Source organism: Halopseudomonas salina (assembly GCF_014637955.1).
GTDB lineage: Bacteria > Pseudomonadota > Gammaproteobacteria > Pseudomonadales > Pseudomonadaceae > Halopseudomonas > Halopseudomonas salina.
The window spans coordinates 242,502-260,257 of the sequence record NZ_BMFF01000001.1 but is presented as its reverse complement, the minus strand read 5'-3'; the positions used below and the strand labels follow the sequence as shown (position 1 = coordinate 260,257).

Here is a 17,756-nt window from a genome sequence, read left to right as displayed (position 1 = left end):
AGCTATGCACATCATTTCGCCACGGCTATGGACACTACCGCTTTCCAGGGAACGTTTGAAGCCTGGTTTCAAAGCAATCGCAACGCTCGCCAGCGTACTGCTGACGGGCTGTGCAGCGCAGGCACCGCAGACGGAGTATGCGCGCGATCGAGTGGATCGTGACCTGGTCAGCCATACTGTGCAGATCGACATAGGCGATTCAGCCGTTATGGCGCTGCCGCAGCGCAAGGTGCGTGTCACCGAGCAGTTATTTTATCAGGTTGATTACTTCGACCGTCACGGCAACTTACTGGACACAAGAGAGGAATATCAAAGTCTGCCCTGGGCCGAAAAACCCATCGTGGTCATTGCTGGCAACTTCCAGACAACCCTGTACACAGACAAGGACGGGCATCTGCAGCTGAACCTGCTGAACGATGGATTTCTGGATCTTGATTACCAGAACCTCAGAGTCATTCAGCTCAGCGCCCAGGCAGATCAGGCCGTGCGTGGCGAGGTAAACCTGCTGGTGGGTCGTGATTTGCGCAGCAAATTGCATGAAGCTGTGGCGCTGATATATGACAACCTGGAAGAAGATGACGTGGATCAGTGGGCTTACAGGGTCAAGCGCCTGGCTGAATTGGGTCTGGACGTTGAATCCAATCAACTGGAAAACATGCTCATTCTCCTGACCACCGGCGATCCGATGCTGCAGGGTGAATTCATCCAGGCACTGGAAATTAACAGCCGACCCTGATATGGCAATACGCACAGGGATAGTGGCGTTGGTTTTGGCAGGCTGGCTTGGACTGGCAGGGCCCGTGCAAGCTCAGGACCCTGAAGTGGTTGATCAACAGCTAAAGGCACTGCTGGCAGAAACGGTGGCGCGCTCAAGCAGCTTTGATGATCGTTTCGATGCGGAGGTCTGGCTGGTCGACATGTCGGCGCGCATGGCACCCTACCTGCCGGATGAACAGGAGAGGCTCGAGTTCCTGCGTCTGGTACATCAGGCCTCCAGCAGCGCAGGTCTGAAGCCTGACCTGGTACTGGCCCTCATTCACGCTGAGAGCCTCTTCGACCGGTATGCCTTGTCGGTAGCGGGGGCCCAAGGAGTGATGCAGGTCATGCCCTTCTGGAAGCATGAACTGGGGCGGCCCGAAGACAACCTGATCGATCTGGCGACCAACCTGCGCTACGGGTGCACCATCCTCAAATATTATCTGGACAAGGAGAAAGGTAACCTGCGACGCGGACTTGCTCGCTACAACGGTAGCCTGGGGAGCCAGAAATACCCGGATCGGGTTATCGATTACTGGTACAGCTACTGGTACGTCAACGAGTGAAAGCCAAGGCTCACAGCTGTACGAAGCCGGCGATGTCCTGCCAGATGCAGGCATCAAGGTCGACCGAATCGACTCGCGCAGCACAAGGCCCCTCACGCAGCCATTGCGCCAATGCCTCGACATTACGCTGCTCACCGCACAACATCACCTCAACCGAGCCGTCGTCCCGGTTCCTGACCCAGCCATCCACGCCCAAATGGTTGGCTTGCTGGACCGTGGCATGCCTGAAGCCCACACCCTGAACCTTGCCTCGTACAAACCCCTGAACACTTAGCCTAGTCATTTTCTACTCCACCTGTAGGTAACAGGGCCATCAGCTCCTGCTCGGTCTGCGGTCCCTGGAGCGTATGTGAAAGGGTACCCTGAGGATTGATGACATAAGTGGTCGGCAGAACCTGCGGCAAGGCCAGTCCGTAAGCCTCGGCAAAATCATGGCCTACAACGGAAAAACCGATATCCATTTCTTCACTGAGCGCACGCAGCTCTTCCCCCTGATAAGCGTCAAAGTGAATACCCAGAACCACAACCTGGTCAGAAGCCCGCGACAGTGAATTCAATTCCGGCAGCTCCTCCCGACAGGGTGCACACCATTCGGCCCAATAGTTGACCACCACCCATCGACCTTCGAGGTCTGCTGCGCGCACCGATGCGCCCCTGTGATCGATCCACTGGGGTTGAGTGCAGGCTACCAGGGCCAGCAGAGACGTCAAAATAACCCACGCCTTGATTTGATGCTTCATGCTGTTACCTCATCAGGCGCGCGAGCGCTCAATTCATCCGGCGCCATCTCGGCAACCAGCCAGCTCTTGACGCTACCCCCCAGAGTCTCCCTGCGCTGATCCTCAAGACGCCCCAAAGAATCAAGTAATGCCGGGTACCAGGGTGCATTCGAGTGCAGACGGGATGGGAGCTCGACTGTGCTGGGAACTGGCCAGGGCATACGGGCAAACAGCTCCGCGAGCTCCATCTGGTCCAGATCCCGGCTGAGAACATATCCACCATGCTGGGCCCGGGCAATTATTCGTTCGGATTCCAGCCATTCTGTCTGCTCCAGCCATAGCTCCTCGTGCATGACCCAGCCCGCATTGTTGACTCTACCCAAGTCGACCACATCGCCACGCTTGTGCGCCTGCAGGAACACCTGCAGCAGCCCCAGCATGCTCAGCAAGCCCGGAAGCATCGGGCGCTGCCAGGCATTGCTGTTTCCCAGATTGGCTACCAGTTCGGCGCCAAACAGAATGATCAGCCAACTGACGTAAATCCACAGCAGAAAAAGGGGAAAAGCAGCAAAGGCGCCGTAGATCAATTGATACCCGGGGAACAGCGCCACGTACAATGCGAAAGATGCTTTAGCCCCTTCAAACAGCAGCGCTACGAGAACACCTCCTGCCAGGCCATGACGCAGGGGCACCCGCGTATTGGGTACAGCCACGTATACCAGCGTAAATGCAGCGATACTCAAGATCAGCGGCAGCCAACCCAGCATCAAACGGGTAAGGGTGTCGATAGCCGCGCCCGTATCAAAGAAATTGAGTGACGTCAGGTAGGTGCTCACCACAAAGCCGGCCCCTAACAGCAGAGGGCCCAGGCTGAGTACCGCCCAATACAGCAGAAAACTGGATACGCCACGCCTGGCCTGCCGGATGCGCCAGATCGCATTGAATGCGCGTTCGATATTCAGCAGCATCAGTAGTGCCGTAATCAGCAGCAGCGCTACACCCACACCGGTGAGCTGGCGGGCCTGATCGGAAAACTGACTCAGGTACTCGCGCAAGGTGTCACCAGTAGAAGGCACAAAGTTGCTGAAGATGAAATCCTCTACCTGACTGCCCACCTGATCAAAGGCTGGAATAGCCGCCAGCATCGCGTAGCTGACCGTCATCACGGGCACAACGGCAAATAAGGTGGTGTAGGTCAACGCTGCTGCGTTCTTGACACAGTTGTCCTCGCTGAAGCGTCTAAACAGGTAACGGCAAAAATGCAGTAACAGGTTGAGTCTTGGCGACATCCAGATACCCTGACAGCCAGAAGAGTTAGCGCTTAGAATAAACCCCATACCCGGCATAAGCCACCGGCCCCGCTCACAGGAACGGAGACTCCCATGTCCGTAGCACGTATTTACCACAACCCTCGCTGCTCGAAATCCCGCCAGACGCTGGCACTGCTTGAAGAGCAGGGAGAAGCACCAGAAATAATCGATTACATCAAGACACCTCTGGACAACGCGTCAATCAGCGAACTACTGACCATGCTGGATATGGGCGCACGCGATCTGATGCGCAAGAACGAAGACACCTACAAGGAGCTGAACCTGAGCAATCCCGAACTCAGTGAAGCACAGCTGGTCCAGGCGCTGGCTGATTACCCGAGGCTAATCGAGCGCCCGATAGTGGTACGCAACGGCAAGGCCGTACTTGCACGCCCTCCGGAAAAGGTATTGGAGCTGTTTGCATGAGCCACAACGCGCCCTACGTTCTGGTCCTGTTTTACAGCCGCCACGGTGCCACCGCAAAAATGGCCCGCCTGATCGCCGAGGGAGTGGAAAAGACTGGCCTGGAGGCCCGCGTGCGGACCGTCCCGGAAGTATCAGCCGAGACGAAGGCCACCAGCCCCGCCGTACCTGCATCGGGTGCGGTGTACTGCACGGAAGACGATCTGCGCGATTGCTCTGCGTTGATCCTCGGCAGTCCTACCCGATTCGGGAACATGGCTGCCCCGCTCAAGTACTTCATCGATGGCACCAGCAGCCTTTGGCTGGCTGGCAGCCTGACCGACAAGCCGGCAGCCGTGTTCACCTCGACGGCCAGCCTGCATGGTGGCCAGGAGAGCACCTTGTTGTCCATGCAGTTACCGCTGCTGCACCACGGAATGTTTTTGGTAGGCTTGCCCTACACCAATACGGAACTCACGGAAACCCGGGGCGGCGGTACGCCCTATGGTGCAAGCCATCACGCAGGCACCGACGGATCTCGTCCACTCGACGCCCATGAATCAGCATTATGCCGAGCCCTTGGTCAACGCGTTGCCTCCCTGACCCACAAGTTGCATGCCGGAGCTACCCATGTCCAAAGCTGAAAAACCCTTGCCGCCTCTGGAATATCTCGAGCCGCGCATGCGCCTGACCAGAATACTCTCGCTGATCGGCTATCTGGCGGTGATTGTCACTTTGCTTGTTTATAATGCGATGTTTGCGGATCTGCATGGCGCCAACCCGCTGGTCATAATCGGCACTCTGCTGGTACCCCTGTTGATTTTCATGCCGGGCATCGTCATGGGCAATGTGCGAGCACATGCCTGGCTGTGCTTTGCCATCAACCTGTACTTTATCTACGGAGTGCTAGTCTGTTTTCAGCCCGGACGACTGATCTACGGTTCATTACTGGTCGGCTTCAGCCTGCTGTATTTCATTCCAGCGATGGGCTACGTGCGGTGGGGCTTTCAGGCCAAGCGAGTGAGAGAGGCCGGCTGAGCAACTACCAGTCCATGATGCGCTTGACGAAGGGAATGGTCAGACGATGCTTGGCCTGCAGGGACGCCTGGTCAAGCTTCTCAAGGGCAGCAAAGAGCTCACCCATACCTCGGGCGCCCCGGCTCAACATATACCGCGCCACCTCGTCCGATAGCTGCAGACCCCGGCCCTCTGCCCGCAGTTTCAACACCTCCTGCTTACCCAGATCATCCAGGGCCTGCATTTGCAGGACCAGACCCCATCCGAGACGCGAAGTCAGGTCGGGGAGATCAAGCGCCATGCTCCGGGGTGGTGAATCGGCGGCCAACAACAAATGTCCGCCTCGCTCGCGCAGCCGGTTGTAGAGATGGAACAATGCTTCCTGCCAATGTGCATGACCTACCACTGCGTCCAACTCATCCAGGCACAACAGGTCCACCTCTTCCATCCCTTCAAAAAGAACCGGTCCATGCTCGATCATGTCCGCCAGGGGGAGGTACATCGCCAACCCGCCTGCCTCGGCCATGTGATGACAAGCGGCCTGGAGCAAGTGGGAGCGCCCACTACCGCAAGCGCCCCAGAGGTATAAAACGTCATCGGCCGGATTGCTTTGTGGATCGGCCAGCGCACGCACCGCCTTGACCACCAGCTCATTGGGCCCGGCGTAAAAATTGCTGAAGGTGGCTTCGTCGCTGAGCTTGACGCTCAACGACAGTTGTATGGGATTTCCAGTCGACATCAGGGAATGGGAGCCTCGGATTCCGCGACAGCTTGCCCATCTCCGGTAGTCAGAATGTCTTCCTCAGGATCGCGATAGGCGCTTGAATCCTTGTACCGACCCAGCATGTACCGCACCAGAACCATGAGTACCGCTGCAATCGGCAATGCCAGCAATACACCCACAAAGCCGAACAGCTGCCCGCCAGCCAATACGGCAAAGATAACAGCCACCGGATGCAGACCAATGCGGTCGCCGACCAGCAGCGGCACCAGCAGAGTGCTTTCAATCACCTGCCCGAGACTGAACACGGCGACGACGGCAACCAGGTGGAACACATCCCCAAACTGGAAAATGGCTGCAATCAGGGCGGCGCCTACTCCGACAACAAAACCCAGGTAGGGCACGATACTCGCCAGACCCGCAACCATGCCGATCAATAACGCAAGCTCCAGCCCGATGAGCCACAACCCCAGGGAGTAGATAACGCCCAGGCAAAGCATGACCAGTAATTGCCCCCTGATGAAGGAGCTCAGTACTTCATCACAGTCACGCACGAGGCTCACCGCAAGCCCCTCATGCTGTCTGGGTAACAGGCCGCGGATACGCTGCATGATTTCCTTCCAGTCGCGCATCAGGTAAAAAGCCACAACCGGGATCATGGCCAAATTGACCAGCCAGGTCAGCAAAGCCATGGTCGAACGGGTAGCCTGCTGCAGAATAATCCCCACTATCCCGCCGGTCTTACCCAGATTCTCACGAATCGTGTCGGTGACAGTCTCAAGGCGGAAACTGCTGACATCGACGTTCAGACGCGACTCGAACCAGGGCAACGCAGTCTGGTTAAACCAGACCACCATGGCCGGAATACTGTCGCGCAAGATACCAATTTCATTGATAAGCAGAGGAATGAGGATCAGCAACAATACGGCGAAGATACCCGTAACCGCCGCGAAAACCACAACTACACCAGCCATGCGTGGTACCCCGCGGGCTTCAAGGCGGACCACAGCAGGGTCGCCCAGGTAGGCGAGCAGGATACCAATCAGAAACGGCGGCAAGATGGGCTGCAGCAAATAAATCATCAGCATCAGCACCGCAAATCCAGCGGCCCAGTACCAACGGGTATCAGTGATCATTTCCAGTTCCTTGAAAAGAGGGGGTAACGCTCGACACCTTTAGCGCCAGCGAAAAAACATCCTGTTAGGTGTCGGTTCAGTTTCCTGCAACTCGGGCTCAGGTTCCGCCAAGGCGGCACCCTCTGAACTTTCCGGCATTCTAGACTCACCTCCAACGGGGCCTGATTGGTCATCAGCACCTTCATCGGCAACCTGATCAGCCTGGGGCTCGAGAAGGGGTTCGGGCACGGGGAGCACTTCAAGCTCCGGGGTGGGCATGCGGCGCAGACGCTGATCCAGAGCCAGCAAACGCTCCAGCTGCGCCTCAGTGCCCGGAAATTCGAGACCAAAACGTACCTCGTCGCCCCTGATACTCAGAACACTGGGCATCTGTCTACTACCCAACTGCTGAAAGGTTCGTTGCAAGGCGGCAAACTTGTCCAGGCTATCAATTCCTTCAACAATTACTTCCCAAGTCGACACCTCAGCGGCGCTGGATGGAGCAACGGCATACTGTCCGAATACCCTATCCGCCACCAGGAGCATCAGTTGATCAGCCGCTGCAGCCTTCGAATCGGCGGAGATGCGCCCGCTCTCGGACTGCTCGTTCAACCACCAGTGCCACGCCAATACCGGTCCTTGAGCCCCCTCATCGATGGACAACGCCAGCACGGCCTTGGCATCATATCGCTCGCTGGCCTGCCTCAACGTTTCCCCTTCTCCTTTCTGGATGCTCTGGACATCTACCAGCGCCCTGTCCTGAAGGTCGGCAAGGGGTAGACTCAGGGCTACTGCGCGGTTCTGCGCCGCCTCGTCTAGCACTGCGGCCCAGTTACTGCCCTGACCAAGCATTTCGATTCCGAGACCAGATTCCTCTACCGCCCAAAGCATAACCGTCGGCCGATTGGGCCCCAATACCGGAAGACCTGCTTCGGTGAACAAGTCACGCAAGGAAGCCGGTTCGAACTCCACCCGCACACCACCCTCTTCGATGCCGGCAATTCGCCGCATGAGATTTCGTGGATCCTGCATGGCAGCCAACACCGCCTCGTGATCAACCGCTCCACTGCCGGCCTGCCGCGCGACCATAATCTCGAAGGCTTCACGCAAGGCCATGCTGCGATCCTGCTCCTCTCTAGGCGGTATTTCGACCCGATAAAAGCCCTCGAGTACCGCTGCATGCACCAATGTTATTGGTGTGAGCACCAGAACCAAAAGCAGCAAAACCAGATTTCTACGCAACTGATACATGAGAGATTCCCGCGGACCTGACAGCATGAATAATGCGCATACATTAAACGCGCGTCGCCATGCCGGCAACCAAGGGCACCAACTGGGTATCGGTATCGCTCGGCGAGCATGGTTCTCGGCTCCTCATGTTGCTAAACTAGCGACCTAAAGTGTAACGGTTCCAAACAAGGCCGTTGCTATCCCCCTTTCCAGTCGTCGAGATCTCAGCATGAGCAGCCAGACCCCCCCAAAGCCTTCCATCAGCTACAAGGACGCTGGCGTCGACATCGATGCCGGCAACGCGCTGATTGACCGGATCAAGCACGTCGCCAAGCGCACCAGCCGACCGGAAGTCATGGGCGGTCTCGGGGGCTTCGGCGCATTGTGTGAAATACCGGAGGGATACCGGCAGCCGGTTCTTGTCTCGGGCACCGATGGCGTCGGCACCAAACTGCGTCTGGCAATGGATCTGGGCAAACATGACAGCATCGGCATCGACCTGGTGGCCATGTGTGTAAACGATCTGGTGGTCTGCGGCGCCGAGCCCCTGTTCTTTCTCGATTACTACGCCACCGGCAAGCTGAATATTGATATTGCCGCCGAGGTAGTCAGCGGCATTGGTGCCGGCTGCGAACTGGCGGGCTGTGCTCTGGTTGGGGGTGAAACGGCAGAGATGCCTGGCATGTACGAGGGTGAAGACTACGATCTGGCCGGCTTCTGCGTCGGCGTGGTCGAAAAATCGGAGATCATTGATGGCAGCCGAGTTCAGGCCGGCGACGTTCTGCTGGCCCTGCCCTCTTCAGGCCCCCACTCCAACGGTTACTCCCTGGTACGCAAAATCATCGAAGTATCCGGCGCAGACATCAACCAGATTCAGCTGGACGGGAAAAACCTGAACGAGCTGCTGATGGCTCCGACACGCATTTACGTCAAAGCGTTGTTGCAGCTTATAAAGGAGACAGGTGCGGTCAAGGCCATGGCTCACATTACCGGCGGCGGTTTGCTGGAAAATATTCCACGGGTGCTTCCGTCCAACGCCGGCGCGCGCATCGATCTCGATAGCTGGTTGCGCCCAGCGGTGTTCAACTGGCTGCAGGAACAGGGCAATGTTGAGGAAAACGAAATGCACCGAGTCCTCAACTGCGGCGTCGGCATGGTTATCTGTGTAGGCCATGAAGACGCAGAGCGTGCCCTGCAGTTACTGAAAGACGCAGGCGAAGAGCCCTGGATCATCGGCAGCGTCGAACAGCTAGCAGACGGTGCGGAACCGGTCACTCTGCACCGCGGGGGTCGCTGACACAGTGACCTGCCGTATTCTGGTACTCATTTCAGGCTCAGGAACCAATCTGCAGGCACTTATTGACGGCCTGAGGGTAAACCCGGACGAAGGCCAGATCGTGGCGGTGATATCCAATCGTCCCGATGCCCTGGGCCTTGAACGGGCACGCAAAGCCAATATCCCTGCCGTTGTAGTAGACCACAGGGCTTATGCTGATCGTGAAACCTATGACCAGGTGCTAATCGAGCAGATTGATCAGTTCGAGCCCGATCTGATTTTACTCGCCGGCTTCATGCGGATCCTGACTGAAAAGTTTGTTTCGCGCTATCGTGGTTTTTTATTGAACATTCATCCATCTCTGTTGCCAAAGCACAAAGGTTTACACACGCATCAGCGAGTACTTGATGCCAAAGAAGACGAACATGGCAGCACGGTGCACTTTGTCACCCAGGAGCTCGATGGCGGCCCTCTGATCGTTCAGGCCAGAATATCCGTATTACCTGACGACACACCTGCGTCGCTTGCCACTCGGGTGCAACAGCAAGAACATCTCCTCTATCCCCTGGCGATGCGCTGGTTCATTGAGGGGCGCCTGCGACTGGTCAATGACCAGGCTTGCCTGGATGGATCAGCTATTGCACCTGAGGGCCTGAGTCTTGAAGATTTCAATAACGACCTGCGAGAAGATCCCTATGCCTCATAGCACGTCGCAACACCGCTTCCTGCAACAGACCATGCGCTGGCTGGTGGTTGCCGGATTGAGTTTTGGCTCGGCTACACTCTCAGCCGCAGAGCTTGCACCATTTACTGCCAGTTACGCCGCAGACATGAAAAAAATCCCCGTTAACGGCGAAGCCATTCACACCCTCGAGCAGAATGCCGACGGAACCTGGAACCTCAGCTTCAGCGCCGGCATGTTCGTTGCCAGGCTTTCTGAAAACAGCACCCTCCGACTCGAAGAAGATCGGGTAGTGCCCCTCAGCTATCACTACGAGCGCAAAGGGCTGGGTCGCAGCCGCGAGACAAGTCAGGTGTTTGACTGGGAAAACCAGCTGGTAAAAGGCGAACACAAGGGAGAAACCTTCACCCTGGCCACTGAACCCGGGTTACTCGATAAAACCACCTATCAACTGGCTCTGCAGCGAGATCTGATGGCTGGTCGTACGGAGATGATCTATCGCGTTGTGGATGGCGACGAGATCGACGAGTATGAGTTCAGGGTGGTTGGCGACGATCGTGTCACCACGCGGGCCGGCCAGTTTGATGCGGTTGAGGTCGAGCGGATACGTGACGCCGATTCCAAGCGCCAGACTACCCTGTGGTTCGCCAAGGATTGGAATTACCTGCTGGTGCGATTGAGCCAAGTCGAGACCGACGGTCAGCATTATCGCATCATGCTCAAGGAGGCTACGCTCGACGGCAAGCCGGTAGTGGGTACCCCTGTAGCCGAATAGCAGCAGGCTAATAGAAGCACTTAAGAACCCACAAAAAAACCGCGGAACCGAAAGGCCACCGCGGTTTTTTGTGGGCAGCTGTAACTTACTGCTGGGTAAAGCGCTCACCCGCTTCGGCGCGGCGAACCAACCCATCAGCAGGCTTCCAGAATTCGCCCTGGCTGGCTTCAAGAGCACGAATCTGCTTGAGCACTTCATCCAGCCCCAGGTTATCAGCATAGCTCATCGGGCCACCACGCTCGGCAGGAAAGCCGTAGCCGTACAGATAAACACGATCGATATCCTCGGCTGACTCAGCATAACCTTCGTCCAGAATACGGGCACCCTCGTTAACCAGGGCGAGGATGCAGCGCTGGACGATCTCTTCAGCACCTACGTCCCGCTGGGTGTAACCGGCTTCGTCCGCTACTTCGCGGGCCAGCATGTCAGTCTCGGGATCGTGGATAGCCTGGCGACTGCCTTTCTCGTACTGGTAGAAGCCGTGGCCGCTCTTCTGGCCGAAGCGCTCCATTTCACACAGCTTGTTGTCCAGCCATACGATTGGCTCACCACGACCGATGCCTGCCAGCTGGCGTGAGCGCCAGCCCAGATCAATGCCGACCACGTCGTACATGCGGTAAGGGCCCATGGCCATGCCAAAGCCCTGCAGCGCCTGGTCTACTTCCCATGGCGTGGAGCCTTCCAGCACCACTTCGCGGGACTGGCGGGAGTACTTTTCCAGCATCCGGTTGCCGATAAATCCGTGGCAGTTGCCAGCCAGGACGGCCTGCTTGCCAATTTTCTTGCCAATCTCGAGGCAGGCGTCCATGACATCCTGGGCAGTCGCCTTACCGCGGACGACTTCCAGCAGCTTCATGATGTGCGCTGGACTGAAGAAGTGCAGACCCAGCACCTGTGCCGGCCGCTTGGTGGCCGAAGCAATCTCGTCGATATCCAGGTAGGAGGTATTTGTCGCCAGGATTGCAGAGGCTTTCACTTCCTTGTCCAGTTCGGCAAAGATCTTTTTCTTCAGATCCATGTTCTCGTACACAGCTTCAACCACCAGATCCATATCCTGCAGATCGGCGTATTGCTGGGTAGTGGTAATCCGACCAAGACGCGCCTGAGCTTCGGCGTCATCAAAACGCTCCTGGGCCACAGAGCGCTTGTACACGCTGGCGATGTCTTCCAGACCTTTCGCCAGCATCTCACCATTAACGTCGAGCCAGGTGACAGGGTAGCCTGCATTGACGAAGTTCATCACGATACCGCGGCCCATGGTGCCGGCACCTATTACACCTACATTCCTGATTTCTTCAAAAGAAGCCATCGCAGCATACCTCCTGGTCGAGTTGGGAATTACGAGCGCGGTCAGAAGGAAACGATGACCGCAGAGTCTGTAAAACAAGGACCGATACATTACGCAAAAATACGCCGGATTTGAAACAAATAAGCTCGATTGGCGCCATTCACAGTGTGAATAAATTCAGTGCAGGCCTCGACCAGAGAGCCTCTGAAGGTTTCACTGATAGCATGTGCTCAAAGGCTGCAGAGGTATTGTGGCTATATTTCGAGCCCTTTTATCGACCAGAATTACAGCGGAGTAATCACCATGGTTGCCCACACCCAATTGCTGGAGCAGGTAAGAGCATGCACCCTGTGCCAGGCCTGCTTACCACTTGGCCCACGGCCGGTGCTGCAACACGATCCACGGGCAAAGATCCTGATCGTTGGTCAGGCCCCCGGGCGTAAGGTGCACGAAAGTGGCATTCCCTTCGACGACGCAAGCGGTGCCCGCCTGCGCGCATGGCTGGGGATGACCCCGGAGATGTTTTACGACCCAGCCCAGGTAGCAATTGTGCCCATGGGCCTGTGTTACCCAGGCAAAGGCAAGTCAGGGGATATGCCGCCGCGGCCGGAATGCGCGCCGGCCTGGAGAGAACAGCTGCTATCCCATTTGCCCTTGGTGGAGTTGACGTTGGTCATCGGGCAGTACGCACACGCCTATCATTTTGCTGACAAACAGCCGCTCACCGAGCGCGTTGCTGACTGGAGAAGCTACTGGCCGGAACGTGTGCCGCTGCCCCACCCCAGTCCGCGAAATAATATCTGGCTAAAGCGCAACCCCTGGTTCGAGCTCGAAGTCATTCCAGCACTAAAACAACGCGTTGCCGCCCTCACACCACATCGGGCGGCATAACCTCCCACTCAGGCTCCTCGAACTCGCCTATCACTGTGATTTCACAGTTTCTCGCGTGCCTCTCGAGGATGGATCGCACCAGCTCGTCGCGGTTGTCATCCTTGGCGTCGCGTGCTGCCTTGGACTCCCAGCTGGCAATCGCCAGCAGCACGTCCGGTTCACCGATCTTGCGATGCAGCCGGGTGCCCAATGCCCCCGGCGTTTGCTGAATCACTTCACTGGCCTGGATCCAGGCATCGGCGTATTCATCCACCGTGTAGCCGGGCTTCATCCGCACTTCAAAAATGAACTTCATCACAGCCTCTCCCGTTCACAGAAACCCTTCATGGCAGATCGGTAACAGCTCCGATCGAGGCGCTGGTAACCGTGCGCGCATATTTGGCCAGCAAACCACGTTTATAGCGCGGCTCCGGCGCTTTCCAGTTGAGCCTGCGCTTTTCCAGCTCCACACCACTGACATGCAGGTCGATTGTATTAGCGTCAGCATCGATGGTTATCTGATCGCCATCCAACACCAGCGCAATCGGACCGCCATCAGCCGCTTCCGGGGCAACATGCCCAACAACGAAGCCGTGACTGCCACCAGAAAAGCGGCCATCGGTAATCAATGCCACATCACTGCCCAGGCCGCGGCCCATGATGGCCGAGGTGGGTGACAGCATTTCTCGCATGCCGGGGCCACCCTTGGGGCCCTCGTAGCGAATGACCACCACATCGCCGGCAACCACCGTGCCACCAAGAATACTGGCTTGCGCCTCTTCCTCCGAGTGGAAAACCCGAGCTCGACCTCTGAAACGGGTGCCTTCCTTGCCGGTTATCTTGGCAACAGCGCCGTCCGGCGCGAGATTGCCGTACAGAATACGCAGATGGCTGTCGCGCTTGATCGGGTTCTCCAGCCCGCGAATGATGTCCTGGTCCGCCGGATAAGGCGCTACGTTAACCAGATTTTCAGCCAGACTGGCTCCGGTTACGGTCATGCACTCGCCGTGTAACAAACCGGCATCAAGCAGCATCTTCATCAGGGGCTGAATGCCGCCTATGGCAACCAGTTCAGACATCATGTAACGGCCGCTGGGCCTGAGGTCCGCCAGCACGGGAACCCTTTGGCCAATCCGCGCAAAATCCTCAAGGGCCAGCTCGACATCCACCGTGCTGGCCATTGCCAGCAGATGCAGCACCGCATTGGTCGAGCCGCCAAGGGCAATCACCACGGTAATCGCATTCTCGAATGCCTTTCGGGTCATGATGTCGCGGGGTTTGAGATCTTTTTCGAGCAGGTTGAGCACCGCCGACCCTGCCGCCCGGCAGTCCTCAAGCTTGCTATCTGAAGTGGCATTTTGCGCCGAGCTGCCGGGCAGGCTCATGCCCATCGCCTCAATAGCCGAAGCCATGGTATTGGCTGTGTACATGCCTCCGCAGGATCCGGGGCCGGGAATCGCCGTCTCTTCGATCTGCTTGAGCTCAATCAGATCCATATCACCCTTGGCGCAGGCGCCTACTGCCTCGAACACCGAGATAATATCGGTGTGACCCGCGCCGGGCAGAATGGTGCCGCCGTAGACAAAAACCGAGGGTCGGTTCAATCGAGCCATGCCCATCACGCAGCCGGGCATGTTCTTGTCACACCCGCCAATAGTGACCAGTCCGTCAAAGCCCTGGCAACCGGCTACAGCCTCGATCGAGTCGGCGATCACCTCACGGGAAACCAGCGAGTACTTCATGCCCTCGGTGCCGTTGGCTATACCGTCGGATATGGTGATGGTGTTGAAGATGACGCTCTTGCCACCCGCCGCATCGACACCCTGCCCGGCCACTTCGGCCAGATGGTTGATATGCATGTTACAGGGCGTGACCATGCTCCAGGTTGAGGCGATTCCCACCTGCGGTTTGACAAAATCCTCACTTTCGAAACCGACTGCCCGCAACATGGCCCGGCCCGGAGCCTTGCCCGCCCCGTCGACCACTTGTGCAGAATGTCGGCGCCTTGTGTCTTCGGCCATGCTGTTCTCCTTCCTGGGCATTCGATGGATGTATTCTCCTGCCAGCCTAGCACTCTTGAGTGCGCCAGGTTTCAGACCCAGCGGAAAATCAGCAAGCATTGGAAACGATTGCCCATCTACCGCGTCCAACCCCGGGAGCTATATGATGTGCCTTGAATATCTGAAGCCAACGAAACTGATCAGAGGTGGAAATGAACACGCGCAGTCTGTTGGACCAACTGCTCCATGCCGGGAAGGATATGCTGCAGAATCAGGGCAACGGCGGTAATCAGCCACAAAGCCGGGCTGGCGGCAGTTCACCGCTGGGTGGATTACTGGGCAGCGTCGGGGGAGGCGCACTGGGCGGCGGCGCAATGAGCCTGCTGATGGGCAGCAAGAAGGCCCGCAAAATGGGCGGCAAGGTGGCCATGTATGGCGGTCTGGCTGCACTGGGTGTTGTCGCCTACAAGGCCTACAGCAATTGGCAAACCCATAACCAGATCCAGGGAGGCGCCAGCCCGGGTCAACCCCAGACGATTGATCGCGTTCCGCCCGCCCAGATTGAACAGCACAGCCAGGCGATTTTGCGCGCCGTCATCGGCGCCGCCAAGGCCGATGGTCATATCGACGATCGTGAACGCGTATTGATCGATGGCGAAGTCGAAAGGATCACTGACGACTCCGAACTCAAGCGGTGGTTCGACCAGGAACTGGCCAAGCCCCTCGATCCTGCCGATGTTGCTCGCTCGGCTGCCACGCCGGAGATCGCCGCGGAGATGTATCTTGCCAGCCTGGTCATGGTCGACGACCAGAATTACATGGAACGCGCCTACCTGGATGAGCTAGCGCGGCAACTGAAGCTCGACCCTGCCCTGAAAACCGAACTTGAGACCCAGGCAGCAAGCAATCTGGGGTGAGCCCCTTGTGAATTAAACAGCAAGCAACGGCAACTGGAGCGTGACCAGCATCCCATCGGGGCCGTTGCTGAATCGCAACTGGCCGCCAAAGCGTTGCACTATCGCATCCACTATTGCCAAACCCAGGCCGCTGCCGCCCCCGGTGTCCTGCCGCCAGAAGCGCCGAGTCAGCAACATCACGCTGTCGTCGGCCAATGCCGGGCCATGATCACGCACCTTGAAATGCACCCAGTTGCCCTGGCTGCTGACCTCGAGCTCCACCCGTGTGCCTTTGACGGTGTGGCGCAGGGCGTTATCCAGCAGGTTACGCAGCGCTACCGTAGCCAGCGCGGGGGGCATGTTCAAAGGTCGATCCGATAACGTGGCCGCAGCGCGTAGCTCCACACCTTCTGCAGCGCCAGCAGTGTCCTGCATTGCCAAACGGGCGACCTGCAGCGCTGTGGCCTGCGCGCCTTCGTCGAAGGATTGCCGACCCTCTACCCGCGCCAGCAAGAGCAACTGTTCCAGTGTGCCCTGCAGACGATCAGCGCCTTTCTCAGCCTGGGCCAGAGCATTGGCGGACTCGGCGCCCGATGTCATCCCCGCTACCTGCAGGTGCACCTTGATCGCCGTCAGGGGGCTGCGCAACTCGTGGGCCGCATCGCCGGTGAAACGGCGCTCGCGCTCAATGGCATGGGCAATCCGTTCGAAAAGCTGGTTCTGACTGTCCTGCAGCGGTCTGAGTTCGCTTGGCAGAGAGGCCAACTGCAAAGGCTGCAGGGACTGCGCATCGCGCTCAAGCAAGGCATCAGCCATGCGCCGTAGCGGTTCCAGCCCCTTGCGCACGCCAAACCAGAGCAATAACAGCGTACCCAGCAACGCTACCCCTACCGGCAATGCCGCTGCCAGCAATACCGCCGATTGCAGTTCTCTGCGCTCATCCAACCGGTCTGCCGTGGTAATGCGCATGCCATCCTGCTCTACCGTGTAGCTACGCCATCTCACCCCATCTATCTGCTGGTCTCGGAAACCAGTCTGCTGCGCATCGAGGGGCTCCGCCAACTCGGGGTGACTACGCGCGATAACTTCGCCGCGCAATGAGCTGACTTGACAGGTGAGGCCATCGGGGATGCCCAATCGCTGGGCAGTAATGGGATTGCCCGTATCCGGTTGAGAGGATTGCGGCAGCTGTACCAGCAAACCAGCCACCATCTGCGCCGAGGCGGCAAGCCGCTGATCCAGCGACCGCATCATCTCTGCCCGCAGGTCGTACAGCATCCAGGCGGCAGCCACGGACCACAGGATGATGAAAGTGGACCCCAGAATCAGCGTCAGACGCAGGCGCAGGCTCATTGTCGCGAACCGGATAATGGGGGATCGACAGGCGCCGCCGCACCGAGGCGATACCCCAGCCCGCGCACGGTCTCGACTATGTCATTACCCAGCTTGCGGCGCAGATGGTGGATATGCACGTTGAGCGCGTTACTTTCAAGCTCGTCGCTCATGCCGTAGATGCTGTCTTTCAGTTGCCCTGCGGTCAGCACTCGGCCCTTGTTCAGCAGCAGGGTACTGAGCAAGGCACGTTCGCGCCGCGACAGTTCCACTGGCGTGTCGTTCACCCAGGCCAGCGCAGCATCCGGGTCATACACCAGCACACCATGCCTGATCAGATTCGAACTGCGGCCGCTGGCTCGGCGCAGCATTGCGTGCAACCGGGCACTCAGCTCACGCAGATCGAATGGCTTGACCAGATAATCGTCGGCGCCCGCCTGCAAACCGGCAACCCGATCGCTGACGGCATCACGGGCGGTCAACACCAGCACCGGGATGGTCACTTCCCGGGCGCGCAGCCGGCGCAATAACAACAACCCATCCTCGTCGGGCAGCCCCAGATCCAGAATCATCACATCGAAGGCGATTGTTCCGAGCATGGCCTCGGCATGTGCCGCGGTGCCCACCGGGTCCACCGTCATGCCTTGCGCAGCCAGACCGGCGGCAATGCCGCTGGCAATCAGGGGGTCGTCTTCGACAAGGAGAATATGCATGGATGTTCCGCTACGGATTTCTGACAGTATCCATTGTAATGATTAACAGCGGATTAAGAGCTGCTGGCTGAACCACACAGGCGTTAAT

The 17,756-nt window shown here is 58.0% G+C and carries 21 protein-coding genes; 10 read left to right on the top strand and 11 right to left on the bottom strand.

What is annotated here, in order from left to right; all coding sequences use genetic code 11:
- Window positions 1-4: 4 nt before the first annotated feature.
- A complete protein-coding gene (locus IEV54_RS01260; protein ID WP_223825442.1) occupies window positions 5-736 on the top strand; it encodes a hypothetical protein in 732 nt (243 codons plus the stop codon).
- 1 nt (window position 737) lies between these two features.
- Entirely contained in the window at window positions 738-1,322 is a 585-nt protein-coding gene (locus IEV54_RS01255; RefSeq protein WP_150277639.1) for a lytic transglycosylase domain-containing protein, read from the top strand.
- Between the two features lie 10 nt (window positions 1,323-1,332).
- Here IEV54_RS01255 and IEV54_RS01250 read toward each other — a convergent pair whose 3' ends face one another.
- The 3 genes from IEV54_RS01250 to IEV54_RS01240 are packed head-to-tail and all read right to left on the bottom strand — an operon-like array spanning window position 1,333 to window position 3,330.
- Window positions 1,333-1,605 carry an acylphosphatase gene (locus tag IEV54_RS01250; RefSeq protein WP_150277640.1) on the bottom strand — a complete coding sequence of 91 codons (273 nt, stop codon included), beginning with the start codon at window positions 1,603-1,605 and terminating at the stop codon, window positions 1,333-1,335.
- A complete protein-coding gene (locus tag IEV54_RS01245; RefSeq protein ID WP_150277641.1) occupies window positions 1,598-2,062 on the bottom strand; it encodes a TlpA family protein disulfide reductase in 465 nt (154 codons plus the stop codon). Before IEV54_RS01245 ends, IEV54_RS01250 begins: the two co-directional genes overlap by 8 nt.
- Entirely contained in the window at window positions 2,059-3,330 is a 1,272-nt protein-coding gene (locus tag IEV54_RS01240; RefSeq protein ID WP_150277642.1) for a virulence factor BrkB family protein, read from the bottom strand. Before IEV54_RS01240 ends, IEV54_RS01245 begins: the two co-directional genes overlap by 4 nt.
- Window positions 3,331-3,423: 93 nt before the next feature.
- On the opposite strand from IEV54_RS01240, the gene arsC reads away from it, so the two are divergent.
- From arsC to IEV54_RS01225, 3 genes are read left to right on the top strand one after another with little or no spacing between them, the layout of a single operon-like run.
- Window positions 3,424-3,777: an arsenate reductase (glutaredoxin) gene (gene arsC, locus IEV54_RS01235; RefSeq protein WP_150277643.1), complete on the top strand. Its 354-nt coding sequence runs from the start codon at window positions 3,424-3,426 to the stop codon at window positions 3,775-3,777.
- Entirely contained in the window at window positions 3,774-4,397 is a 624-nt protein-coding gene (gene wrbA, locus IEV54_RS01230; protein WP_150277644.1) for an NAD(P)H:quinone oxidoreductase, read from the top strand. Before arsC ends, wrbA begins: the two co-directional genes overlap by 4 nt.
- Entirely contained in the window at window positions 4,384-4,791 is a 408-nt protein-coding gene (locus IEV54_RS01225; RefSeq protein ID WP_150277645.1) for a DUF2069 domain-containing protein, read from the top strand. The genes wrbA and IEV54_RS01225 overlap by 14 nt, the downstream gene beginning before the upstream one ends.
- 4 nt (window positions 4,792-4,795) lie before the next feature.
- Here IEV54_RS01225 and hda read toward each other — a convergent pair whose 3' ends face one another.
- Genes hda through IEV54_RS01210 form a run of 3 tightly spaced genes read right to left on the bottom strand, consistent with a single transcriptional unit; the run spans window position 4,796 to window position 7,857 of the window.
- Entirely contained in the window at window positions 4,796-5,509 is a 714-nt protein-coding gene (gene hda / locus IEV54_RS01220; protein WP_150277646.1) for a DnaA regulatory inactivator Hda, read from the bottom strand.
- Window positions 5,509-6,627 carry an AI-2E family transporter gene (locus IEV54_RS01215; protein WP_150277647.1) on the bottom strand — a complete coding sequence of 373 codons (1,119 nt, stop codon included), beginning with the start codon at window positions 6,625-6,627 and terminating at the stop codon, window positions 5,509-5,511. Before IEV54_RS01215 ends, hda begins: the two co-directional genes overlap by 1 nt.
- 39 nt (window positions 6,628-6,666) lie before the next feature.
- Complete coding sequence (locus IEV54_RS01210) at window positions 6,667-7,857, bottom strand: DUF2066 domain-containing protein (RefSeq protein WP_188434279.1); 1,191 nt, start codon at window positions 7,855-7,857, stop codon at window positions 6,667-6,669.
- Window positions 7,858-8,065: 208 nt separating this feature from the next.
- Here IEV54_RS01210 and purM point away from each other — a divergent pair, with 208 nt between their 5' ends.
- From purM to IEV54_RS01195, 3 genes are read left to right on the top strand one after another with little or no spacing between them, the layout of a single operon-like run.
- Window positions 8,066-9,133, top strand: a complete 1,068-nt coding sequence (gene purM, locus IEV54_RS01205) for a phosphoribosylformylglycinamidine cyclo-ligase (protein WP_150277649.1) — start codon at window positions 8,066-8,068, stop codon at window positions 9,131-9,133.
- A 4-nt stretch (window positions 9,134-9,137) separates the two neighbouring features.
- On the top strand, window positions 9,138-9,818 hold the full coding sequence (gene purN, locus IEV54_RS01200; protein ID WP_150277650.1) for a phosphoribosylglycinamide formyltransferase: 681 nt from the start codon (window positions 9,138-9,140) through the stop codon (window positions 9,816-9,818).
- A 31-nt stretch (window positions 9,819-9,849) separates the two neighbouring features.
- Entirely contained in the window at window positions 9,850-10,569 is a 720-nt protein-coding gene (locus IEV54_RS01195; RefSeq protein WP_150277885.1) for a DUF3108 domain-containing protein, read from the top strand.
- A gap of 85 nt (window positions 10,570-10,654) precedes the next feature.
- Here the strand turns inward: IEV54_RS01195 and IEV54_RS01190 are convergent, their stop codons facing one another.
- A complete protein-coding gene (locus tag IEV54_RS01190) occupies window positions 10,655-11,878 on the bottom strand; it encodes a 3-hydroxyacyl-CoA dehydrogenase (protein WP_150277651.1) in 1,224 nt (407 codons plus the stop codon).
- 282 nt (window positions 11,879-12,160) lie between these two features.
- Between IEV54_RS01190 and IEV54_RS01185 the strand changes: the two genes are divergently transcribed.
- Window positions 12,161-12,748 (top strand): uracil-DNA glycosylase family protein, encoded by a 588-nt coding sequence (locus IEV54_RS01185; RefSeq protein WP_150277652.1) that lies wholly within the window; start codon window positions 12,161-12,163, stop codon window positions 12,746-12,748.
- Here the strand turns inward: IEV54_RS01185 and IEV54_RS01180 are convergent.
- The gene (locus tag IEV54_RS01180; protein ID WP_150277653.1) at window positions 12,726-13,043 is read right to left on the bottom strand and encodes an antibiotic biosynthesis monooxygenase family protein; all 318 of its coding nucleotides are present in this window, start codon (window positions 13,041-13,043) and stop codon (window positions 12,726-12,728) included. The genes IEV54_RS01185 and IEV54_RS01180 overlap by 23 nt on opposite strands.
- Window positions 13,044-13,071: 28 nt before the next feature.
- A complete protein-coding gene (gene ilvD, locus IEV54_RS01175) occupies window positions 13,072-14,748 on the bottom strand; it encodes a dihydroxy-acid dehydratase (protein ID WP_188434278.1) in 1,677 nt (558 codons plus the stop codon).
- A 191-nt stretch (window positions 14,749-14,939) separates the two neighbouring features.
- Between ilvD and IEV54_RS01170 the strand changes: the two genes are divergently transcribed.
- Window positions 14,940-15,644, top strand: coding sequence for a tellurite resistance TerB family protein (locus IEV54_RS01170; RefSeq protein ID WP_150277655.1), 705 nt, complete (start codon window positions 14,940-14,942; stop codon window positions 15,642-15,644).
- Between the two features lie 12 nt (window positions 15,645-15,656).
- Here IEV54_RS01170 and IEV54_RS01165 read toward each other — a convergent pair whose 3' ends face one another.
- Together IEV54_RS01165 and IEV54_RS01160 are read right to left on the bottom strand one after the other, a co-directional pair.
- Window positions 15,657-16,976, bottom strand: a complete 1,320-nt coding sequence (locus tag IEV54_RS01165; protein ID WP_150277656.1) for an ATP-binding protein — start codon at window positions 16,974-16,976, stop codon at window positions 15,657-15,659.
- Entirely contained in the window at window positions 16,973-17,668 is a 696-nt protein-coding gene (locus tag IEV54_RS01160; protein ID WP_150277657.1) for a response regulator, read from the bottom strand. Before IEV54_RS01160 ends, IEV54_RS01165 begins: the two co-directional genes overlap by 4 nt.
- Window positions 17,669-17,756 lie beyond the last annotated feature (88 nt).